At 37.3% G+C, this 22,925-nt stretch carries 24 protein-coding genes; 6 read left to right on the forward strand and 18 right to left on the reverse strand.

The genetic code is table 11. The annotated features are described in order from the left end of the window. Positions 1–37: 37 nt before the first annotated feature. Positions 38–319 (reverse strand): Fpa/YlaN family protein, encoded by a 282-nt coding sequence (locus ACIQYS_RS16720; RefSeq protein ID WP_402982355.1) that lies wholly within the window; start codon positions 317–319, stop codon positions 38–40. Positions 320–496: 177 nt separating this feature from the next. On the opposite strand from ACIQYS_RS16720, the gene ACIQYS_RS16725 reads away from it, so the two are divergent. Both ACIQYS_RS16725 and ACIQYS_RS16730 read left to right on the forward strand, forming a co-directional pair. Continuing rightward, entirely contained in the window at positions 497–994 is a 498-nt protein-coding gene (locus tag ACIQYS_RS16725; RefSeq protein ID WP_402982357.1) for a peptidyl-prolyl cis-trans isomerase, read from the forward strand. 11 nt (positions 995–1,005) lie between these two features. Next, positions 1,006–1,209, forward strand: a complete 204-nt coding sequence (locus ACIQYS_RS16730) for a YlaI family protein (protein WP_402982359.1) — start codon at positions 1,006–1,008, stop codon at positions 1,207–1,209. A 616-nt stretch (positions 1,210–1,825) separates the two neighbouring features. On the opposite strand, the gene ACIQYS_RS16735 is transcribed toward ACIQYS_RS16730, so the two are convergent. Both ACIQYS_RS16735 and typA read right to left on the reverse strand, forming a co-directional pair. Next, a complete protein-coding gene (locus ACIQYS_RS16735; RefSeq protein WP_402982361.1) occupies positions 1,826–2,152 on the reverse strand; it encodes a YlaH-like family protein in 327 nt (108 codons plus the stop codon). 22 nt (positions 2,153–2,174) lie between these two features. Continuing rightward, positions 2,175–4,022: a translational GTPase TypA gene (gene typA / locus ACIQYS_RS16740; protein WP_402982363.1), complete on the reverse strand. Its 1,848-nt coding sequence runs from the start codon at positions 4,020–4,022 to the stop codon at positions 2,175–2,177. Positions 4,023–4,126: 104 nt separating this feature from the next. Here typA and ACIQYS_RS16745 point away from each other — a divergent pair, with 104 nt between their 5' ends. Next, complete coding sequence (locus ACIQYS_RS16745; RefSeq protein WP_402982365.1) at positions 4,127–4,312, forward strand: YlaF family protein; 186 nt, start codon at positions 4,127–4,129, stop codon at positions 4,310–4,312. 33 nt (positions 4,313–4,345) lie between these two features. Here the strand turns inward: ACIQYS_RS16745 and ACIQYS_RS16750 are convergent, their stop codons facing one another. Beyond that, positions 4,346–5,137 (reverse strand): inositol monophosphatase family protein, encoded by a 792-nt coding sequence (locus ACIQYS_RS16750; protein ID WP_402982367.1) that lies wholly within the window; start codon positions 5,135–5,137, stop codon positions 4,346–4,348. Between the two features lie 115 nt (positions 5,138–5,252). Next, entirely contained in the window at positions 5,253–5,453 is a 201-nt protein-coding gene (locus ACIQYS_RS16755; protein WP_402982369.1) for a hypothetical protein, read from the reverse strand. A 156-nt stretch (positions 5,454–5,609) separates the two neighbouring features. On the opposite strand from ACIQYS_RS16755, the gene ACIQYS_RS16760 reads away from it, so the two are divergent. Further along, the gene (locus ACIQYS_RS16760; RefSeq protein WP_402982371.1) at positions 5,610–6,239 is read left to right on the forward strand and encodes a YktB family protein; all 630 of its coding nucleotides are present in this window, start codon (positions 5,610–5,612) and stop codon (positions 6,237–6,239) included. 40 nt (positions 6,240–6,279) lie between these two features. On the opposite strand, the gene ACIQYS_RS16765 is transcribed toward ACIQYS_RS16760, so the two are convergent. Beyond that, the gene (locus tag ACIQYS_RS16765; protein WP_402982373.1) at positions 6,280–6,549 is read right to left on the reverse strand and encodes a UPF0223 family protein; all 270 of its coding nucleotides are present in this window, start codon (positions 6,547–6,549) and stop codon (positions 6,280–6,282) included. Positions 6,550–6,562: 13 nt separating this feature from the next. Continuing rightward, positions 6,563–7,519, reverse strand: a complete 957-nt coding sequence (locus ACIQYS_RS16770; protein ID WP_402982375.1) for an NAD(P)H-dependent flavin oxidoreductase — start codon at positions 7,517–7,519, stop codon at positions 6,563–6,565. A gap of 320 nt (positions 7,520–7,839) precedes the next feature. Here ACIQYS_RS16770 and ACIQYS_RS16775 point away from each other — a divergent pair, with 320 nt between their 5' ends. Next, positions 7,840–9,309 carry an aminotransferase class I/II-fold pyridoxal phosphate-dependent enzyme gene (locus ACIQYS_RS16775; RefSeq protein ID WP_402982377.1) on the forward strand — a complete coding sequence of 490 codons (1,470 nt, stop codon included), beginning with the start codon at positions 7,840–7,842 and terminating at the stop codon, positions 9,307–9,309. Positions 9,310–9,874: 565 nt separating this feature from the next. Here ACIQYS_RS16775 and ACIQYS_RS16780 read toward each other — a convergent pair. The 7 genes from ACIQYS_RS16780 to ACIQYS_RS16810 form a co-directional block, all read right to left on the reverse strand. Continuing rightward, positions 9,875–10,552: an LrgB family protein gene (locus ACIQYS_RS16780; protein WP_402982379.1), complete on the reverse strand. Its 678-nt coding sequence runs from the start codon at positions 10,550–10,552 to the stop codon at positions 9,875–9,877. Next, on the reverse strand, positions 10,549–10,926 hold the full coding sequence (locus tag ACIQYS_RS16785) for a CidA/LrgA family protein (RefSeq protein ID WP_402982381.1): 378 nt from the start codon (positions 10,924–10,926) through the stop codon (positions 10,549–10,551). The genes ACIQYS_RS16780 and ACIQYS_RS16785 overlap by 4 nt, the downstream gene beginning before the upstream one ends. Positions 10,927–10,931: 5 nt before the next feature. Beyond that, complete coding sequence (locus ACIQYS_RS16790) at positions 10,932–11,747, reverse strand: polysaccharide deacetylase family protein (RefSeq protein WP_402982383.1); 816 nt, start codon at positions 11,745–11,747, stop codon at positions 10,932–10,934. Between the two features lie 187 nt (positions 11,748–11,934). Next, positions 11,935–12,720 (reverse strand): SDR family NAD(P)-dependent oxidoreductase, encoded by a 786-nt coding sequence (locus tag ACIQYS_RS16795; protein WP_402982385.1) that lies wholly within the window; start codon positions 12,718–12,720, stop codon positions 11,935–11,937. 216 nt (positions 12,721–12,936) lie between these two features. Next, a complete protein-coding gene (locus tag ACIQYS_RS16800) occupies positions 12,937–13,809 on the reverse strand; it encodes a hydroxymethylglutaryl-CoA lyase (protein ID WP_402982388.1) in 873 nt (290 codons plus the stop codon). Positions 13,810–13,825: 16 nt separating this feature from the next. Then, positions 13,826–15,004, reverse strand: coding sequence for an acyl-CoA dehydrogenase family protein (locus tag ACIQYS_RS16805; RefSeq protein ID WP_402982390.1), 1,179 nt, complete (start codon positions 15,002–15,004; stop codon positions 13,826–13,828). A 70-nt stretch (positions 15,005–15,074) separates the two neighbouring features. After that, positions 15,075–15,857 carry an enoyl-CoA hydratase/isomerase family protein gene (locus ACIQYS_RS16810; protein WP_402982392.1) on the reverse strand — a complete coding sequence of 261 codons (783 nt, stop codon included), beginning with the start codon at positions 15,855–15,857 and terminating at the stop codon, positions 15,075–15,077. 161 nt (positions 15,858–16,018) lie between these two features. Here ACIQYS_RS16810 and ACIQYS_RS16815 point away from each other — a divergent pair, with 161 nt between their 5' ends. Next, positions 16,019–16,915: a LysR family transcriptional regulator gene (locus ACIQYS_RS16815; RefSeq protein ID WP_402982394.1), complete on the forward strand. Its 897-nt coding sequence runs from the start codon at positions 16,019–16,021 to the stop codon at positions 16,913–16,915. Positions 16,916–17,479: 564 nt separating this feature from the next. On the opposite strand, the gene lpdA is transcribed toward ACIQYS_RS16815, so the two are convergent. Genes lpdA through pdhA form a run of 4 tightly spaced genes read right to left on the reverse strand, consistent with a single transcriptional unit; the run spans position 17,480 to position 22,347 of the window. Next, entirely contained in the window at positions 17,480–18,892 is a 1,413-nt protein-coding gene (gene lpdA, locus ACIQYS_RS16820) for a dihydrolipoyl dehydrogenase (protein ID WP_402982396.1), read from the reverse strand. A gap of 3 nt (positions 18,893–18,895) precedes the next feature. Next, positions 18,896–20,227, reverse strand: coding sequence for a dihydrolipoamide acetyltransferase family protein (locus ACIQYS_RS16825; protein WP_402982398.1), 1,332 nt, complete (start codon positions 20,225–20,227; stop codon positions 18,896–18,898). 26 nt (positions 20,228–20,253) lie between these two features. After that, positions 20,254–21,231, reverse strand: a complete 978-nt coding sequence (locus ACIQYS_RS16830) for an alpha-ketoacid dehydrogenase subunit beta (protein WP_402982400.1) — start codon at positions 21,229–21,231, stop codon at positions 20,254–20,256. A 3-nt stretch (positions 21,232–21,234) separates the two neighbouring features. Next, positions 21,235–22,347, reverse strand: a complete 1,113-nt coding sequence (gene pdhA / locus ACIQYS_RS16835) for a pyruvate dehydrogenase (acetyl-transferring) E1 component subunit alpha (RefSeq protein WP_402982402.1) — start codon at positions 22,345–22,347, stop codon at positions 21,235–21,237. Positions 22,348–22,925 lie beyond the last annotated feature (578 nt).

The raw sequence follows: 22,925 nt of genomic DNA on the forward strand, positions 1-22,925 counted from the left end.
AAAAACTCAAACAGGAAACTTCGTTTGAGTTTTATTATTATTTTTCTGTATGGATATCATGTAAAATGGATAACTCTTGTTCTAGTGAGGCAATAATTTCTTTCCCTTCACTTTTCTCTAAAAGTCCAAGTTTAACCGCAAAATCTATTTCGCGCGATAGTCCAAACATTTGAGTATCCAAAACCTCTTCGTAAAGTGGACATTGAGGCATCGTTAAATTGTCCATTTGCACTTTAATTAACTGCGCAATTTTTTCCGCATCTCTTTTTAAAAGCTCTAACGCTTTTTCTTGATACGAAAGTTGTATTTTAGTATCCATGAGGACGCCCCCATTATTCTGATTTCTACTTATATATCTCCCTAAAGTGTATCTTTTGATGAGAAAAAATGCAAGTGTTCTCTCATCTTACTTGAGAAAAAAGTGAAATATTCTTTAGATATTTTCATTTTAGCGATATACTTAGTTAGATTAGAGAGATTAGAGGAGGCAATTTCTTTGGAATTTATTATCCCTATTAAAGGTGCAGTTACATTTAACATTACGCTTGATCCTACTGTTTGGATTTTTGATGATCGAAAAATTGATTTAGATGATTTTTTTTCTGGAGAATATGAATATAAAGATGAGTTAGAAGAATATACAAAAGTGACGTCCGCTCATTGGTCACGAGAAATTATAGAAGGTTCTACAGTTCCTCCTACTTTACAATCAGAAAAAAAATATGAGCGTACAAAAGTATTAACGAGCACATATGGTGTAGACCTTAAGCCATTTATCTTAAACGCAGAACCTCTACCAGAAGCTTCATCGTTAATAATAGAAACAACAGATAGTGAACACACTTTCCCATTAAGTGAATTAGATTCTTTCTTACTAAAATTTAGTAATAAAGGAAAGCCACTTCGTGAAGATGGTCCTGTGCACGTTATTAAAAAAGATGGTTCTAATATAAATGATCCAATAAAATTTGTTACAGCATTCCGAATCGAATAGGAGTTGACTTTATGAAAGTTCAATGTGTTATGTGCGAACGAATAGACGTTCTCTCAGATGATTTGCCATTAGCAAAAAAGTTAAGAAATCGGCTTATCCACACATATATGTGTCCGGTTTGTCATGACCGTATCGAAGAAAAAACAAATGCTCGTTTAGCAACAGGAAAATTCATTTTCTACAAAACATCTAAACTTATTGAAAATGAATTTTAACATCCAGAAGAGAAGAATAAACAAATAATAGGACACATCTTGTTTCAAATCGAACAAGATGTGTCCTATTTTTAATGCTTTACTTCGAAATATAGGGTAATGGGTCTTAAAAGTTTTATTTGGTGACGGCTATGATTTCCGCTAATTAAAAGTCACATTAAATAGGGCATTATATTTATCAACGTCCAACTAGCAGTGACTTAGTAAAAATTTATTTTTCCTTAATATGGAATATTCACTAGACCTGTTTTGTCGTGTTCAGGGTCCTGTTTGTCACTTTCGAGATGTGTTTTGTCATGTTCGGAAGGTAGTTTGTCGTGTTCACAGCATGTCATGTCTCATTCAACCATTTATTGGTATTTTTTCAATAAATACTACATAAGATTGAATTTAAAACTGTGAAACTGATTAGCTAGCAATTTTCGCGGATTGGAGCGGAAGGGCGGCGACTTCGACGGGATCATGTGAGACAGATGAGAATTCACAACGTACGCGAAGCGGCGGTGAAGGCTCATCACTCACCCCGCGGAAAGCTTCCGCCCTGCAGCGTAAATCCGAGCGGTAAATTCTTTACAACGCATTATCCCTATTATGTAAAAACAAAGCCCAACTACTGTTAAGTAGTTGAGCTTTGTTTTTTTTCGAGTCGTAAACGAATCTTATAAATGATTAAGATGAGCGCTGCTACGATTAATCCTTCGACTACAGGAAGGAAAAACGCTAAAAATGTTAACATCAGGCATCCTAAAAATAAAAATACGTAAATGACTACATTTTGTGCAAAACGCAATTTTTTAGCAAATCCTAGCTTGTACACAAGCACCGATAACAAAAAAATTGTGATAAATAATACATAACCCGCTATGTCGTAAGATGGTATTGCCTCATAAATAAACTTCGATATACTAGACATTCTACCAAATACGAATTGCTGTTCTTCCAAGGTTATTCACCCTTTTCTGATTCTATTCAAGTTCTGCATTTTTTAACTTTTTCGTCACACGTTCACGTTCACTTTTCTCCAGAATCTGTTTACGCAGACGAATTGACACAGGTGTTACTTCTAAATACTCATCATCACCTAGAAACTCAATTGCTTCTTCAAGCGTTAAAATACGAGGCTTTTTAATAACGTTTGTTTGGTCTTTGTTAGCAGAACGAATATTTGTTTTTTGTTTCATTTTTGTAATATTTACTGTGATGTCATTATCACGAGTATTTTCACCGACTACCATACCCTCGTAAATTTCAGTACCAGGCTCAACGAATAGTGTACCACGGTCTTCTATTTGCATCATACCATAAGTTGTCGCTTTACCAGTTTCCATCGAAACAAGTACGCCTTGGTGACGTCCACCAACACGACCTGAAACTACTGGTTGATAGCTATCAAATGTATGGTTAATGATACCAAAGCCTTTTGTAAGAGACATGAACTCTGTTGAATATCCAATTAATCCACGAGCAGGAACCATAAAGATTAAACGAACTTGGCCATTACCATTGTTGACCATGTCTACCATTTCACCTTTACGTAATCCCATTGATTCAATAATTGAACCTACACTATCTTCTGGTACATCAATTTGTACACGTTCGATTGGCTCACATTTTTTCCCATCAATTTCACGGATAATTACTTTTGGTTTGGATACTTGAAGTTCAAAGCCTTCACGACGCATATTTTCGATTAAAATCGACAAATGGAGTTCCCCACGACCTGAAACGATCCATGCATCTGGAGATTCTGTATCATCTACACGTAATGATACATCCGTTTGTAGTTGAGAACGTAGACGCTCTTCTACTTTACGTGAAGTAACCCATTTTCCTTCTCGACCAGCAAAAGGTGAGTTATTTACTAAGAATGTCATTTGTAATGTTGGTTCATCGATACGTAATGGAACTAACGCTTCCGGATGGTCTGTAGGACAAACTGTTTCCCCTACATTAATTTCTTCCATACCCGATACAGCGATTAAATCTCCAGCTTTAGCAGATTGAACTTCTACACGTTTTAATCCGAAGAAACCGAATAATTTCGTTACACGATAATTTTTAATAGATCCATCTAGTTTCATTAAAGAGATTTGTTGACCTACCTCAATCGTACCACGGAATACGCGTCCAATACCGATACGACCTACATAGTCATTGTAATCAAGTAATGCTACTTGGAATTGTAACGGTTCGTCTGAATTATCAACTGGTGCTGGAATAGCTTCGATAATTTTTTCGAATAGGCATTGCATATTTTCTTCTTGTGTTGCAGGGTCTGGATCTAAAGAAGCAGTACCGTTTACACCGGAAGCATAAACAACTGGAAAGTCTAATTGATCTGCATCCGCATCTAATTCGATAAATAATTCTAACACTTCATCTACTACTTCTAGTGGACGAGCGGAATCTTTGTCTACTTTATTTACTACAACGATTGGTGTTAACTTTTGTTCTAATGCTTTTTTCAATACAAAACGCGTTTGTGGCATACATCCTTCATATGCATCAACAACTAGTACAACTCCATCTACCATTTTTAGAATACGTTCTACTTCACCACCGAAGTCGGCATGTCCAGGTGTATCTAATATATTAATGCGTGTCCCATGATAGTCTACTGCTGTATTTTTAGCTAAAATCGTAATTCCACGTTCACGTTCGATGTCACCAGAGTCCATCGCTCTTTCATCTACATGCTCATTTGAACGGAATGTGCCCGATTGTTTTAATAATTGGTCGACTAATGTCGTTTTTCCATGGTCAACGTGTGCTATAATTGCAATGTTTCGTAAATCTTGACGTAAATTTGTCATATTTCCACTCCATATTCTTTTTTCGAGTCCATAACTGTGTTATTATATCACAAGTGGAACTAAAGTAATAATATTTTTTTTATCATTATTTGGGGGTAATTGTATTGGGCAATATTAAATGGATCTTTGTTCTATATTCTTTAGGCGCAATTTTATCGATGGCACTAATTGGAATCGCTGTTGCACTTCGAAATATTCCACTCGTTTTCCTGTTTCTTGTTTTACTTTTTGTCGTAATGGGTTTTGGTTTCAAAACAAAGAAAAAAATGCGGGACCAAGGACTTTTGTAAATCATGATCGGCAAGGCTTTTGTTGCCGATCTTTTACTTTAGTTTAATATATTTCCCCACAATTTCACGATGTAAACTTGGTTTCGAGACGATAAACGTATTTTGTCCCAATAAATTGATGGGCTCGTTTGCAAGCGTAGATACAATAGCTCCGACCTCTTTTGCAATTACTATTCCTCCGGCAATATCCCAAGGCGATAAACGCATAGATACATAAGCATCCAGTCTGCCCATTACGACGTACATTATTTCAATTGCAGCAGATCCATACGATCTCGTTCCTCGGACTTTATTTAAAAGTTCGATCATTCCTTCATGTTCAATGTATTTATTCGGTACAACCCAACTCGCATTAATACTAATAATAGATTGTTCCACATTTGCATGCTCTACTTTTGGAATGCGCTGATCATTGAAAAACGCACCTTCTCCTAAAGCACCAGATAGTAAATCATCTGCCATCACGTCATATATATACCCAAGTAAACCTTCACCATCCTTAAAAATACCTAACGAGATTGCAAAGTTCTTTTTTTGATGAATAAAATTCATCGTTCCATCAATCGGATCAAGAATCCAAACATAACCACTTAGATCCTGTAAATCATCCCCAAATCCTTCCTCTCCCATAATGCGATGGTCTGGAAAGTGCTGTTTTATATGTTGTATGAAAAATTGTTCCGTTTCTTTATCAATGTTGGTCACTAAGTCATTTGCTTCCGATTTTGTCTCAATGATTAGCTCCGTTGTAAAAGAAGCTCTAATTCTTCCTGCCGCTTCTTTTATTAATGATTTTGCGATTTTGTCGAGTTTATGTATATTCATTTCAACATCCCTTTCTTTGTAAAGTTTCCCCTAATCCGCTTTTCTATAGTATAAAGAAAAAAACACCGGCTGTCTTTCGATTAGCAGGTGTTTTTATGGATTCCCAAAAAGTAAATCATAAATCAAGTGCATCTAGCTCTTCCAAAAGGCGGTGAATTTCAGTCAATTGCATTTTTGCTTCCATTATTTCTTTTTCATTTTGGTTACTCAAAGCATCATATAAAGTAGCAAGTTGGTAATCCAGTTCCAATTTTAGCGTTTGAATTTTTTCTTTTTCCATATCATTTTTACGAATAACGTGCACTACCTGTCTCATAACTAACACCCCTTCTTTTTATTAATGTGTAATATTCAGAAGATTTTTAATATTTTATGTTGTAAATGAAATATTGTCAACTGAAGAAATACTACTTACATGATTTTTACCCATATTTCCTATAAAATAAACATGGAAAACGAAAGGAGTTTACAAATGGTTAAAACTTTTTGGGAAGCCAAAGACTTTGATGTATTCCAAGTCGATGGTTTAGAAAATAGAATGAATGCTCTTATAGAAAACGTTCGTCCCAAATTCGAAATGCTCGGAAAGCAATATAGTCACTATTTTTCAAGCACTTTAGGGGACGAGTTCTTTCCTCATGTAGCAAAACATGCTAGACGCTCCGTCAATCCCCCGAACGATAGTTGGGTTGCATTTGCACCATATAAAAGAGGGTATAAAGCATTACCTCATTTTCAGATTGGGCTTTGGGGGAGTCATTTATTTATTATTGTTGCAGTCATTTACGAAGTCACTGATAAAGTAGCTATAGCGGAACGTTTGTTAAAGAAGAAAAGCTTATTCAATAAATTACCGGATGATTTCATTGCTGCAGGAGATCATATGAAACCAGATTCGATTCCTCTGAAAAAAGCCAAAAAAGGGGAATTGAAGGAATTGTTAACGCGACTACATAACGTGAAAAAAGCAGAATTTCTAATAGGTCGTCATATATCTAGAGAAAACGCTGTTCAATTTACAGAAGACGAATTCTTAAATTTCGCTGAAGAAACATTCAATCACCTATTACCTATTTATAAAGTGATGATCAATAAGAAGTAGAAATATCCTCCTATAACTTTGAAGCTATAGGAGGATATTTTCATCTTTTAATAAGGATGTTATCTTCATTTTCTTTCATTTTCTTTACAATTGGGTAACTAGCGTAACCGCTTTCTTTTTCAAATTCCCGGAAATATGTTTTTTCTTCTGCAATCGAAGGAACGATTTCTTTAAAACGTCTGTATTTTATTAATAATTCTTCTCGTTTAATGCCTTTTTCATATGCTTTTTCAATTGCTTCAAAAAATTGTACGACATCCACTATTTCTTCTGTAGACCAATCTAAAGAGAACGGATAGGTGTATTCCATAATTATCCTCCTACTATTGCCATTTTTGCCTTACCTCTATTGCTTCTTTTACCATTCGTCGTATTAGTTCCTCTGTCCTCGGCACATCGTGTATCAGTCCAATTGACTGTCCTGCCCAACCAAACCCTTTATCTTCCTTGCCTTCATAGATAAATTGCTTATTTGCTTCGCCGCTAATGTACTCTTTTAATGCATCATATGTTGGAGTTTCAGATTCAATACGTAAAATTTCTTGTGTCCATTCATTTTTAATCGCTCTTGCTGGTGCACCAATAGATCGTTTAATAACTGTTGTATCTGTTTCTTGACTTGTGATTAATGCTTGTTTGTATGCTTCTGCAGCATGCACACATTCTTTTGTTGCGATGAATCGTGTTCCCATTTCAATGCCTTCTGCACCAAGCGCATGTGCAGCCATCCAACCTCTTCCATCGGCGATTCCACCAGAAGCAATAACTGGTATCGATATAGCATCTACTACTTGTGGGATTAATACAATTGTTCCAATATCATCTCTACCTAGATGCCCTCCGCCTTCTTGGCCAACAACCATGACTGCATCTGCTCCGAGCTGTTCTGCTTTTTGTGCTTGCCGTTTTGCTGCAACGAGCACTAATTTTTTTATAGCAGTATTTGCAAGTTTTTCTAAAATAGGAGCTGGGTTCCCGCCAGTCATCGAAATAGCCGGGACCTCTTCGTCTATTGCCACTTGAAGCATATGCTCATAAGGTCTTCCTGTTTGCCCGATGGCGAAGTTAACCCCAAATGGTTTATCTGTTAACTGCCTTACCTTCCGAATTTCCCCTCTCAATTCTTCCGGCGTTTTTAAGCTCATTGCCGTTACTTGACCAAGACCTCCCGCATTTGAAACCGCCGCACAAAGATCGGAATAAGCCAAGTAAGCAAGTCCCCCTTGAATGATTGGATATTTTACACCTAGTAGTTCTGTTACTCTAGTTTGAAAATTCATTCTCATCCCTCCTACCTTCAAGTGTAAAAGAAATGGCAAAATGTTTCAATTCAAATATTTTTTATAGTCATGAAACGGGGAAAGTGCTATAATTCATTTGTTTTAAGAAAAGCGCAAGCGCCTATGTTAATGGAATACAGTCTAAGTTCGCGACATCATGTCGCAACAACTGTATGACCCGCTTCGTGCGGGCCTTCGACAGGCAAATGGGGAAAAGCGAGGAGGCAGTTCTCAAGCCACCACAGCTTTTTCACATTTGACCCCGAGGGGTAAGGCGCTGGAGCTGGACAAAAATATTCTTGCTAGAGGTGGTATGAGCGTTGTCACAATTAGAAACTCCTTTATTCGATGCCTTACTAAAGCATCGAAATCGTCATCCTATCCAGTTTCATATTCCAGGGCATAAAAAAGGGAAAGGGATGGACCCTGCATTTCGAGAGTTCGTTGGAGATAATGTACTTTCTATAGATCTAATTAATATTGCCCCTTTAGATGATTTACATTCTCCTAAAGGTGCCATAAAAAAAGCACAACGCTTAGCAGCAGAAGCATTTGGAGCAGATGAAACATTTTTCTCTGTGCAAGGTACAAGCGGTGCTATTATGACTATGATTCTTACAATTTGTGGTCCTGGAGACAAAATACTAGTTCCACGAAATGTTCATAAATCGATTATGTCTGCAATCGTTTTCGCAGGTGCTATTCCCGTTTTTATCCATCCAGAAGTGGATAAAGAACTTGGTATTTCACACGGGATTTCTGTGGAATCCGTTGAAAAAGCATTGGATGCACATCCCGATGCAAAGGGGTTACTTGTTATTAACCCTACTTATTTTGGTTTGGCTGCCGATCTTAAAAGAATTGTGGATATCGCGCATGAAAGAGGAATTCCTGTAGTAGTAGATGAAGCACATGGCGTGCATATACATTTTCATAAATCACTCCCTATTTCCGCTATGGAAGCAGGTGCAGATATGGCTGCTACTTCTGTTCATAAATTAGGAGGATCAATGACACAAAGTTCTATTTTAAATGTGCGTGAAGGACTCGTTTCTACTAAACGCGTCCAATCGATATTGTCTATGCTTACGACTACATCTACATCCTATCCTCTTCTCGCGTCATTAGACACTGCTAGAAGACAATTAGCTATACATGGTGAAGATTTAATCGGAGAAGCTATTAGAGTTGCAAAAGATGCACGTGAACGCATTAATGCGATCCCGCATATTCACTGTGTTGGAGAAGAAATTTTACAAACCTCCGCAACATTTGATATGGATCCAACGAAACTATTGATAAGTGTGAAAAATTTAGGAATTACTGGTTATGAAGCGGAGATTTGGCTGAGAGAAAAAGCGAATATCGAAGTGGAGCTTTCCGATCTGTATAATATTCTATGCTTGATCACAATTGGAGATACAGAAAAAGAAACCAATTTACTTATAAATGCGCTTTCTCGTATGGTGGAAGCATATGAATCAGAGGCAGTAATAATAGAACCATCTGTCACATTACCAGATATTCCTGGACTCGCTATGTCGCCACGAGATGCATTTTACGCAGCAACAGAGCAGGTACCATTAAAAGAAGCAAGCGGCCGTATTTCTGCTGAATTCGTGATGGTGTATCCACCTGGTATTCCTATTTTTATTCCCGGGGAAATAATTACACAAGGGAATATCGATTATATTGTGATGAATATGGAAGCTGGTCTCCCTGTGCAAGGGCCAGAAGATGATACGTTAGAAATGATCCATGTGATAAAAGAACACCAAGCTATTATTTAACAACAAAGGAGAGATCAGCTGTTGATCTCTCCTTTGTTGTAGCCTAAGAAATAATAAAATTAATGTTATGTAGATACATTTCTTCAAACATAATAAGGTATGCCAATTTTTATTATAAGCGTAGTATAGGAATACCGCGCAACAATCATTTGAATAGTGGCCGCAAGCCTTCGTGCTATGGCAAAAAGCATTCGCCAGATTGGTTTTGTCGCGTTCAGCTGGCGTTATGTCGCTTTCGAGATGGGTTATGTCGTGTTCGCAGCATGTTATGTCTCGTTCAACCATTTATTGGGATTCTTATCCAGAAAATATTACATACGATTGAACTTAGAGCAGTGAGCCTAATTATCTGGCAAATTTCATGGATTGAAGCGGAAGGCGGCGACTCCTGCCGGATGAGTGAGACAGATGAGCCATCACAACGTACGCGTAAGCGGCGGTGATGGCTCATCGCTCACCCGGCGGAAAGCGTCCACCTGCAGCGAAAATCCTGGCGGTCACTTAATATAGATCTCTAGTGTGCAGTATTCCTATAACGCGCACCTATCCTCGATAAGGATATTTTTTAGTGAAAAAATAAAGCAAAAATAGGGCATATAAAAGCACCTATAATTGCACTCAATGTCATCGATACAGAACCCATAGACAACGCTTGCTCTCCGTATTCCGTAAGCTTGGACACTCCAAACCCATGCGAAGCACTTCCCATAGATATTCCCCTGCTAACCGACTTCTCAATTCGACATATTTTAAAAATAAATGGTCCAAGCAGTGCACCAGTTAAACCAGCAATAATGACAAAAACAGCGGTTAGAGAAGGAAAACCTCCAATAGCCCCGCTAATTTGCATTGCTACAGGAGTCGTAATCGACTTTGGCAATAAAGATAAAATATAATCATTACTTAACTTTAGTAATTTAGAAAAAACTATTATACTTACTAATCCCGAGAGCATAGCAACGACAACACTACTTAAAATAGAAAACAAGTTTTGTTTAATAATATTTCGTTGTGTATACAACGGATAAGCCATACTAACGACAGCTGGTCCGAGCATTGCGTCTATCCATTTTGCTCCAGTCATATATGTATCATATGAGAGAGAGAAAGATTTTAATAAAATAATAATTAAAATAGTTGCTGTCAGCACTGGAAATAGGAGAGGTGTTGAAAACCTTGCGTTTACTATCGTCATAAGAACAAAAATTAAAATAGTCCCGATAATCATACTAATTGCAATCATAGTACCTCTTCCTCTCCTGATTTCCTACCTTCCAAATACTGACAAACCCTTCCAGTTATTATAATCGTAAGTACCGTACTTACGATTACCGAGGAAATAAGAAATACACCATTAATAGACAATAACTCTGGATAATTCATTACTCCTACCGTTGAAGGAACAAAGAATAAAGCAAGTATGCCTAATAAAAAACCAGCACCATCTTTTATCAAATGAACAGGTATTATCTTCAAGTGTAAACAACCTAGAAGTAACAATAACCCAACGATACTTCCAGGGAACTTAATATGTAGTATTTGTACGATAAAAGAACCTAATAAAGAAAATAAGTACAATATTAAAATTTGAAGAACAATGCGAATATATTTTTTCATTTTAATCATTCAATTCCTTTAATTGTATGGGGATCGATTAAATCATATCCTTTGGTACGTAAACCTTCTACAATTCCAGTTAAAGCTTCCGCTGTCCATTTTCGATCATGCATCAATAAATTTGCACCATCTGTTAAATATTCTGTATTAACCATGATATCCGTAAGACTTTCAGCATTCATATAGTCTTTTTCCCAATCATACCCATATGTCCAGTTCATCAAAAGCATTCCTTCACGTTGAACAAGTGATTTACTAAAGTCCGTATTTATTCCGTAGGGTGCACGGAAAAATTTCGGTTTTTCACCAATCACTGCTTCTACTGTTTCATTTACTTTCAAAATTTCTTCTTGTTGTTGGTCCTCAGAACTGTCTTTTAAATTTGCATGAGTTTGCGTATGATTTCCAATGGCAAAGCCCATGTCGTAGATTTCTTTCAATTTCGCTTTTCCTTCATCTGTTTCTATGAAGTGACCATTCACGAAAAAGATTGCTGGTGCATTTAATGCTTTCAAAGTTTTCGCCATTTCCACAGCATATTTATCTGGGGCGTCATCGATTGTAAGTAGTACTGCTTTAGGATTTGCATCTCCAAATGGTTGCAATGTCCAGTTTGCTGGATTTAATTCATATAATGGTTCTTTTGTTTCTTCGACAGGTTCTTCCACTACTACTTCTTGAGTTACCTCTACTTTCTCATCACTAGTAACTTCCGTTGTTTCTTCACTTTCTTTTTGTGCAGCCGGTTTTTCTTCTGAAACTCCACATGCAGAAAGTACAAGTATAATTGCTGTAAATAGTATCCATGTTGTTTTTTTCAAGTTAATCACACTTCCCTTTCAATAATTATCTTATCATGAACAAAAGAAAGCCGTGTAGATTATTTCCACACGGTTTCTTTTGTCAAGAATCAAATATGCCTCGGCGTTTGATTACGCTGCTCTTCGTTCAGATGCGAAGTTATTGGTCCTGCGCAAGCTAATAGCACTGAAACAATTGCTAAATAAGTTAAAGTGTACCGCCAGATCCACCATCAATATTAACCGCTGTACCTGTTACATAAGATGCTGCATCTGAGACTAAAAATGTAATAACATTTGCCGCTTCCGTTGTTTCACCTATTCTTCCCAGTGGAATGGAGGGACCTACCGTATTTTTAGAGTATTCTTCCCAAGAAAGTTCGGGAGCCTCTTTTAACCAACGCTTTTCTATTTGATCACTGCGAATTAATCCGATACATACTGTATTTACTCGAATATTATCTTTCCCTAAATCATTGCTCATTGCCTTTGTTAAAGCCATTCCAGCAGCTCGACTCACAGTTGTTGGTAATGACGAGGCAGGTGGCGTTTTCGCTAATACCGCAGTCACGTTTACAATCGCTCCTCCTCCCACTTTACGCATATAAGGAATTGCAGCTTTCGAAGTATGTATCGCACCAAATAGCTTTAAATCTAAGTCTGTTTGCCATAATTCTGTATCAACTGACTCGAATGGATTGGCGGATGATGAACCTGCATTATTTACTAAAATATCTAATTTACCATAATGCTCGATTGTTTGTTGAATAATTTCAATACATTCCTGCTCATTTGTAATATCAGCAGAGACTGTTAATACTTCTTTCCCTGTTTCGTTTTTTATAAACAGCGCAGCCTCTTCCAATTGTTCTTTTCCTCGAGCACAAATCGTTACAGATGCCCCTTCTTTTACTAACTGCAAGGCTGTATACAAACCAATTCCTTTACTTGATCCGGTAATTACTGCTACTTTACCTTTTAACCCTAACTCCATTTTAATTCCCCCTTAAAAACTCTTTAAACTTTATTATAGAATTAAAGATCATATATAACAACGAATGACGAATTATTTTGATAATTTCACACAAAAGTTCACTAGTCATAGTCAAAAAGGGTTAACATCCAAAAGATCACTTTATGTGCGCCTTTTGGGTTAGCCCTTTCTTTTCTTTATACACTTACTCTCACAATCATGTTAGAGTTTAAATCCCTATAACGCTGGTAGTAGACGGCTAGAAAGAGACTTTGCAAAAGGAACAATTTTATTAATATGCTCTAACTCTATACCTGTTTCTACTCCCATTTCCGAGAGCATCAATGCCACTTCTTCAGTAGCCAAATTCCCGGTTGCCCCTGGTGAAAATGGACAACCACCTAGCCCTCCAATCGAACTATCAAACTTATTAATCCCAGCCTCCATTGCTGCTAACGTATTAGCTAGTGCCATTTTACGTGTGTCGTGGAAGTGTCCCACAAAAACGGTATCGGGATATATGTCCTTAAGCCTCGAGAATCGATCGTAAACAATCTTAGGATTTGCGTATCCATTTGTATCGCCAATGTCGATTTCATCTGCCCCAAGTTCGACAAAACGTTGACAAACATAATTTAATTCTTCAAAAGAGACCTTTCCTTGGTATGGACAAGCAAACGACATGGAAACGTAAGCTCTTGTGAAAATACCACGTTCTTTTGCCAGGTTAAACATTTTTTCCGTTTCTAAAAGTGACTCATCTGTTGTCTTATTTATATTTTTTTGGTTGAAAGTTGAACTTGCCCCAATGAATACAGCAATTTGAGGAACATTCGCTTGAATAGCTCGTTCGAGTGCCTTTAAATTTGGAGTTAAAGCTATATAATTTATGCCTAATTCATTACAATACTGACTAATCTCATCTGCATCAGCCATTTGTGGTACCCACTTAGGACTTACAAATGCAGCAGTTTCCATACGTGAAAACCCTGCATCCACAAGTTGACGAATCAGTTCCTTTTTGGATTCTGTAGAAATTGGTTTTGACTCATTTTGTAACCCATCTCGTGGACCAACTTCAATTAATTCAACTTTTTTAGGAATATTCATAGTGCACCCTCCGATTTTAATAGGATCTTGGCAAGTCTAGAATATGCTGCGCTACATAAGATAATATTAAGTTTGTTGAAATTGGTGCTACCTGATACAATCTAGTTTCTCTAAATTTCCTTTCTACATCATATTCCTCCGCAAAGCCAAAACCTCCATGCGTTTGAAGGCAAGCATTTGCTGCTTCCCATGAAGCGTCAGCAGAAAGTAATTTAGCCATATTGGCTTCTTTCCCGCATGCTTTTCCTTCATCATACAATCTAGCTGCTTGGAATCTCATTAAGTCTGCAGCTTCTAAATGGACGTAGGACTGGGCAATCGGAAACTGTATGCCTTGATTCTGACCGATCGGCCTATTAAATACTACCCGATCTTTTGCATACTTTGTCGCACGATCAACAAACCAATAGCCATCCCCTATACATTCAGCTGCAATTAGAATACGTTCAACATTCATACCGTCTAAAATATAAGAAAAACCTTTTCCCTCCACACCGATTAAATTTTCCACAGGAACTTCTAAATCTTCAATGAAAAGCTCTGTAGTCGCATGATTCATCATCGTACGAATAGGTTTAATGGTAATGCCATTTCCAACAGCTTCATTCAAATCCACTAATAACACCGATAAACCTTCCGTCCGTTTTTTCACTTGATCAATTGGCGTTGTTCGTACAAGAAGAAGCATAAGGTCCGAGTATTCTGCTCGTGAGATAAATACTTTCTGTCCATTTACGATATATTTATCCCCTTTACGCACGGCTATCGTTTTTAATTGTGTTGTATCTGAACCTGTATTTGGTTCCGTAACACCGAAAGCTTGTAATCTTAAGGTGCCATCAGCTATTTTCGGTAAGTATTTTTGCTTTTGTTCTTCAGATCCATGACGTAATAAAGTTCCCATCGTATACATTTGTGCATGACATGCCCCAGCATTCGCTCCAGAACGATTTATTTCTTCCATAATAATCGATGCATCTGTTACAGATAACCCAGACCCACCATATTCTTCTGGGATGAGCGCAGCTAGAAAACCAGCTTCTGATAAAGCGTTTACAAATTCTTCTGGATATGCATTCGTTTCATCTAACTTTCTCCAGTATTCATCCGGATAATCGTTGCAAATAGTTCTTACGCTTTGACGTAGCTCTTCTTGAAATTCAGGAGTGCTAATGTGTAATTCAGTAGTTTTCAATTATATTTCCTCCATTTTTTTAATTTTGATTTTGCTTGAAAAAGTTTATTTCCACTTTTATCAACTTGAATCATTTGCCCACAAATTGAGGTGTGCGTTTTTCTACGAATGCTAAAACGCCTTCCAAGCGATCTTCCGTATTTACACAGTGATTGTAAAACACAAGTTCTTCTTCCCTTGCTTGCTCATCTTCCATTCCAAATAAAGAATCCACAGCTTTCTTGCAATTTTGAACAGCGATTGGCGCATTCTTTGCCAACATTTCCGCAAGCTCATATGCCACTTCCAATAATTTTTCAGAAGTCGTAAATCGATTGAACAAGCCAGCTTTATCTGCTTCTTCTGCGGAAACCATACGACCGGTGCATACCCACTCTTTCGCAATATGGACACCTACCCTTTTTGGAAGAAGTCGTGTCCCACCACCACCTGGCATTATTCCACGTGTTACTTCGGGCAGACCGAATGTAGCCGTGTTAGCAGCAACGATAAAATCACAGTTCAGAACGATTTCAAATCCTCCAGCAAGCGCAAATCCATCAACAGCAGCAATTACGGGTTGTGGTAGATCAGCAATTGCATAGAACATTTCCTCAAAAAGTTTATGTTGCGCTTTCCATTCTTCTTCTGTCATCCCATTTCGTTCTTTTAAATCGGCACCTGAACAAAACGCTTTTGAATTGGTAGATGATAACACTACTACTCTCGCATCAGACTTAGAAATCGATTGAAGGGCTTCTAAAACTTCTGTTGCCATTTGAGTATTAAAGGCGTTGCGAGCTTCAGGGCGATTTAATTCAATAACAGCAATTTGTTTATTTGTTCCTACCTTACTAATTTTTAAAAAGTTCATTTTTTCACTTCCTTTATGTTATTAAAAAACAATAAATGCGTATTTTCTGTATTTTATACCGAATGTTTCGAATATTCATCCGATAATTAAATTGACGCTAGTACAAATACAGTGTAAAACTATACTAGACTATACAATTCCAATAACTTGGAGGTACAAATGTGGATATAACGCAATTGCATTACTTTATTGTTGCTGCAGAGCAAGAACATATGACAAGAGCTTCAGAAATCTTAGACTTATCACAATCTGCTTTGAGCCGTTCCATTACATCTTTAGAAAAAGAGTTAGGCGTACCATTATTTGATCGAAAAAACAGAAAAATAATGTTAAATAGATATGGAAAAGTATTTTTAAAGGATGCCAAAAAAATCGTGAGCCAAGTAGAAATTTCAAAATCAAACCTGTCTCAACTGATACATCCTGATTTTGGAGATATATCTATTTCATTTGTCCATAGCCTAGGATTAAACTATATTCCGTCATTACTAAAAGAATTTCAACTTTCCAATCCAGGTCATACGATTACATTAAGTGAGGATAAAGCCCCATTAATCGTTAAAGATTTATTAACGAATGAAACGGATTTAGGGTTTGCCACACAGTATCAATCCTTTTCCGATTTAGACTATAATCCCATTTTCAAAGAAAAAATCGTGTTGATTGCCTCTAGCCAACACCGGTTCTCAAAAATGAAACATATTAAATTGGAAGACATTGAGAATGAGAGCTTCATTCACTACAATGCTGATACTGAATTGAGGAAATTAATCGACTCTCTATTCTTAAAATACAATATTGATATTCATGTTGCCTATGATGGATTAGAAATTAACAGTATTATCGGTTTAGTTACATCCAATATGGGTATCGCACTTGTACCCGAGTCTGTCATTCAAAATATTAGTGGCATAAAAATTATTCCCGTTTTAGATTTTGATATTGATCGAACGATTTTTTTAATACATAAAAAAGAAGGCTATATTTCAAAGGCCGTCCTCTACTTTAAAGATTTCATTTTTTCATATCACGAAAAAATGAATCGAAAAAACGAATGATCAATTACGCCCCGGCGTAATTGATTTTAGTAAATCATACCTTTTGCTTAACTAAAAATTCCTCCCTCCACTAACCTAACCAATCACCTGAAATAGTTTTTAGTTCTTGTTGCTAATTATAGAGATGATGTTCCCCAAAAGACAAAGCAAATAACACATCATATCAATGTAAAATATGCATAAATTCTCTTTTTTCCGAATAGAAAAATAAAACTTCCTTTCATTCGTGTCTTACTTCAAGTAAACCTTTTACGTTAAGGATTGATTGCTTACTGGACCGTTTATTGCTCTAAGGTATTTTCCCATTGAAAAACTATATATAAGAATAATGCGTCAAGGAATTAACCGCTGTGATTTCCGCTACAGAGCGGAAATCCTAGCATTCACTTAATAGATCCTTATTAAGATTTCGAAGCATTATTCCTAAAATGTACAATTCATCTTCTTCTATAATCATAGATTTAGTCGCTTTCAATCCCTCATTTACTACTGACCATCTTCTAGAAAATCCATTCAAAAAAGCCTCTCTAAGTATAAAACTTAGAGAGACTCTATATATCTATCTTATTTAGAAAGAATATGAATTGGATGACCCATTACTACTTCCGCAGCTTCCATTGCAATTTCCCCTAAAGTTGGGTGAGCATGAATAGTCATTGCAATATCTTCTACAGTCATACCTGCTTCAATCGCTAAACCAAGTTCAGCGATCATATCAGAAGCTCCTTGCCCAATAATTTGTGCTCCAAGAAGTAAACCATCCTCTTTACGAGAAACAAGTTTCACGAAACCATCTGTAGCGTTTAGTGCAAGTGCACGACCATTTGCTCCGAATGGGAACTTCCCAGCAGCAATATCATACCCTTGTTCTTTTGCCTGAGCTTCGTTTAATCCAACTGTAGCCATTTCTGGGTCTGTAAAGCATACTGCTGGAATTGCTAAGTAATCGACAACTGAAGTTTGACCTGCGATTGCTTCAGCAGCAACTTTTCCTTCGTATGAAGCTTTATGTGCAAGTTGTGGACCTGCGACGATGTCACCAATAGCAAAGATATTCTCAATGCTTGTACGGCATTGCTTGTCTACTTCTAATAATCCACGTTCTGCAAATTTAATACCTAGTTCTTCTAATCCGATTTCATCCGTATTTGGACGACGACCGACAGTTACTAATACGTAGTCAGCTTCCACTTTTTTCTCTTCTCCAGAGGCTTCATATGTAACTACTACGCCAGTATCAGATTCTTCGACACCTTTAGCAGATGCTTTAACTGAAATTTCGACGCCTTTTTTCTTTAAGCCTTTTTTAACAATAGTTGTCATTTGCTTCTCGAATCCAGCTAAAATATCCTCGCCGCCTTCGATAATCGTTACTTTTGAACCTAAATTAGCAAAAGCTGAACCTAGTTCTGTTCCGATATATCCTCCACCGATTACTACTAAGTTTTCTGGAATTTCAGGTAAACTTAGTGCACCAGTTGAGCTTAGTACACGTTTTGTAAATTTAAATGTTGGAATTTCTACTGGACGGGATCCAGTTGCAATAATCGCATGTTTGAATTTATACGTTTGAGCAGAATTTTCATCCATTACACGAACAGTATTTGCATCAACAAAATATGCTTCACCCATCACTACGTCGATATTGTTCCCTTTTAATAGACCAGAAACACCGCTAGTTAATTTTTTTACAACTCCATCTTTGAAAGCTTGAGCTTTTGAAAAATCAATTTTCACATCAGTTGCGGTAATTCCCATGTCATCTGCATGTTGAGCTTGCTCAAAACGGTGACCAACAGAAATTAAAGCTTTAGAAGGAATACATCCTACGTTTAGACAAACTCCACCGATATGTTCTTTTTCTACAACTACCACTTTTTGTCCTGTTTGTGCAGCACGAATTGCAGCTACATATCCTCCGGGACCTGAACCAATTACTAAAGTATCTGTTTCGATTGGGAAATCTCCAACTACCATTTTTTACGCCTCCATTAATAATAGTTCTGGACTGCTAAGCAAACGTTTTATATGGTTCAACGCATGTTGTGCAGTCGCACCATCGATCATTCTATGATCAAAGCTCAATGATAATGCTAACACAGGAGCGGCTATAATTTCACTATTTTTTATTATCGGTTTTTCTGAAATTCGACCAATTCCGAGAATTGCAACTTCCGGATGGTTAATAACTGGCGTAAACCATTGACCTCCGGCAGAACCGATATTCGTAATCGAGCAAGATGCACCTTTCATTTCCGCAGCAGCTAATTTACCGTCACGAGCTTTTGTAGCAAGTGCATTAATTTCATCTGAAATAGCAAATACCGATTTGCGGTCAGCATTTTTAATAACAGGCACTACTAGCCCTTTATCCGTATCAGCTGCAATACCGATGTTGAAATAATGTTTTTGAATAACTTCAGTTGTTTCATCATCGTAAGATGTATTTAACTGAGGGAATTCTCTTAACGTACTTACAAGTGCTTTTACTACATACGGTAAGTAAGTTAACTTAATATTTTTCTCTGCAGCAATCTCTTTGAATTTTTTGCGATGAGCAACAAGTTCTGTTACATCTACTTCATCCATTAATGTTACATGCGGAGCAGTGTGTTTTGAGTGCACCATTGCTTTTGCGATTGCTTTACGCATTGGTGAAAGTTTTTCGCGCGTTTCAGGGAATTCTCCTTCTAGCACTACAGGAGCAGCAACTTTTTCATCTGCTTTCGACTCTTTTGTGATCGTTTCTGAAGATTGTTCTGAAGCAGTAGCTTCTGCTTCTACAGGTTTTTGATCTCCAGCTAAGAATGCCTCAATATCTTCTTTTAAAATACGACCATTTTTTCCTGAACCTGTTACATTTGCAATATTTACTTCTTTATCACGAGCAAATTTACGAACTGAAGGCATTGCAATTACACGAGATTCACCTTTTGGTTGTTCAGTAGATGCTTCTTTTTTATCAGGAGCTTCCACTGTTTCTTTTTCAATATTTTGACCAGCTTCAGCGGTAGCTTGTACTTGTGCTTCCGTAGCTTCGCTGTCCTGCCCTTTAAACTGAAGATCCTCATATCCAGGAGCATCAATTTTAATAAGTACATCCCCAACAACTGCAACTGTTCCTTCGCTAACTAATACTTCCGTTACTTTCCCTTTTACAGGAGAAGGAATTTCTACAACTGCTTTATCATTTTGTACTTCACATAAAATATCGTCTTCTTGTACTTCATCGCCAGCTTTTACAAACCATTTAACGATTTCGCCTTCGTGTATACCTTCACCAATATCTGGTAATCGAAATTCAAATGCCACAGTATTCACCCTTTCTATTTTGTAGTTTAAAATGTTAAAACTTTTTTAGCTGTTTCTACTATATCCTTAACACCAGGTAACCAAACCGTTTCTGCTTGGGAGAATGGATAAACAGTATCAGGAGCCGCAACACGTAAAACTGGAGCTTCTAAACTTAAAATAGCTCTTTCCGTAATTTCGGCAACTACATTTGCAGCAATACCTGCTTGTTTTTGCGCTTCTTGAACAACGATTGCACGATTTGTTTTTTCAACAGACGCAATAATTGTTTCAATATCAAGTGGTTGAATTGTACGTAAGTCAATAACTTCTACTGAATGTCCTTCTTTTTCTAACTCTTCAGCAGCTTTCAAACTTTCATGCACCATTGCACCATATGAAATAATAGTTAAATCTGAACCTTCACGTTTTACGTCCGCTTTTCCTAGTGGAATTGTATATTCTTCTTCTGGAACTTCTCCGCGGAATGAGCGGTACAATTTCATGTGTTCTAGGAAAATAACAGGATCGTTATCACGAATCGCAGAGATTAATAATCCTTTTGCATCGTATGGGGTAGAAGGAATCACTACTTTCACACCAGGTGTAGATGTCATTAGTAGCTCTAAGCTATCCGCATGCATTTCTGGCGTATGAACTCCCCCACCAAATGGAGAACGGATTGTAACAGGCGCATTATATGCTCCTCCCGTACGGAAACGCATACGAGCAAGTTGTCCACTAATAGAATCCATTACTTCAAATACGAAACCAAAAAATTGAATTTCAGGAACTGGACGGAATCCTTGAAGTGCTAAACCTACTGCAAGACCACCAATACCAGATTCAGCTAAAGGTGTGTCAAATACACGGTCTTCCCCGAATTCTTTTTGTAATCCTTCTGTCGCACGGAATACTCCTCCGTTAACGCCAACGTCCTCACCGAAGACTAGAACGTTTTCATCATTTTTAAGCTCGGTACGGAGTGCGTCCGTAATTGCTTGAATCATCGTTAATTGTGCCATCGGTTACTTCGACTCCTTCTCAGTATAGTAAGCTAATTGCTCATCTAAATTATATGGATTTTCTTCATACATAATATTGATCAAGTCTGTTACTTTTTGTTTTGGAGCAGCATCCGCTTTTTTAATTGCTTCTTTAATTTCTTCTTTTGCTTTTTCAATTATTTCTTCTTCTTTTGCTTCGTTCCAAATACCTTTTGCTTCTAGGTACGTACGGAAACGAACTAGTGGGTCTTTCTTTTCCCAAACAGAATCTGTATCGGAAGTACGGTAACGAGTAGGGTCATCTCCAGCCATCGTATGTGGACCAAAACGGTAACATACTGTCTCGATTAAGCTTGGACCCTCTCCATTAAGCGCACGTTCTCTTGCATCTTTTGTTGCAACGTAAACAGCTAATGGATCCATTCCATCTACTTGGATACTTGGAATTCCTGCTGCAATCCCTTTTTGAGCAATTGTTTTTGCAGAAGTTTGCAATTCACGTGGTGTAGAAATAGCATATTGGTTATTTTGTACGATGAATACAGCCGGTGAACGGAATGCACCTGCAAAGTTAATACCTTCATAGAAATCACCTTGAGATGAACCACCATCTCCTGTGTACGTAATTGCAATCGCTTTCTTTCCGCGTTTTTGCATTCCAAGTGCTACACCAGCTGCTTGGATGAATTGTGCACCAATGATAATTTGTGGTGGGAATACATTTACGCCTTCTGGAATTTGGTTCCCCATGAAATGTCCACGAGAGAATAAGAATGCTTGCCATAACGGAAGACCATGCCATACGATTTGAGGTACATCACGGTAACCCGGTAAGATAAAGTCTTCTTTTTCTAGTGCGAATTGAGATGCAAGTTGAGAAGCTTCTTGTCCAGCAGTAGGTGCATAGAATCCTAGACGACCTTGGCGGTTTAGTGAAATGGATCGTTGGTCTAAAATTCTTGTAAACACCATTCGACTCATTAATTCAACTAATTCCTCATCTGATAAGTTAGGGTTTGCTTCTTCGTTTACAATTTTCCCTTCCTCGTTTAAAATCTGGAACATTTCAAACTTTTCTTCAATTTCTTGAAGCGTTTTCTTTGGGTCTAACTGCGGTGACTTGTTTGCAGCCATAATAGCAACTCTCCTTCTCTTCTGTATTAAGATTTCTTATTATATAAAGTAATACAACCGTCTTTCCTTTTCAGTATACTCAAGAATAAATCCGTGGTCAATCATCCAAAATCATCGTTTACCTTTTAATAGAATATTGAAACTTCCTCAATCTGTACTAGTACTAAATTATGTCTGTATTATATCAGTTTCATATTTTCGTAGAAATATTTCAGCTAGGATTATCTAGTTTCCCTAGTATGAATCCAATAAATGGTTTAGAGCAACAGACTGGTAATTGAAAAAAATAATTCTCAAAGTAAAGGGTTTACTTCAGGTGAAACAACGATGAATAATCCGCTTTACCCTATTTCTTCCTTAATAAAACAAAGCCGATACTTTTTTCACGCTACTCGGCTAACGTCAGTATAGAAGTAGTTGTTACGCATAATAGGGATAAAGCGTCTTAAATCGCTTTATCAGGTGACCGCTGCGATTTTCGCTGCAGTCGGACGCTTTCCGCCGGGTAAGCGATGAGCCTTCACCGCCGCTACGCGTACGTTGTGAAGTCTCATTTTGCTCACTTATCCGGCAGGAGT

Origin of the sequence: Psychrobacillus sp. NPDC096426 (genome assembly GCF_044762745.1) — a bacterium.
Taxonomy (GTDB): Bacteria; Bacillota; Bacilli; order Bacillales_A; family Planococcaceae; genus Psychrobacillus.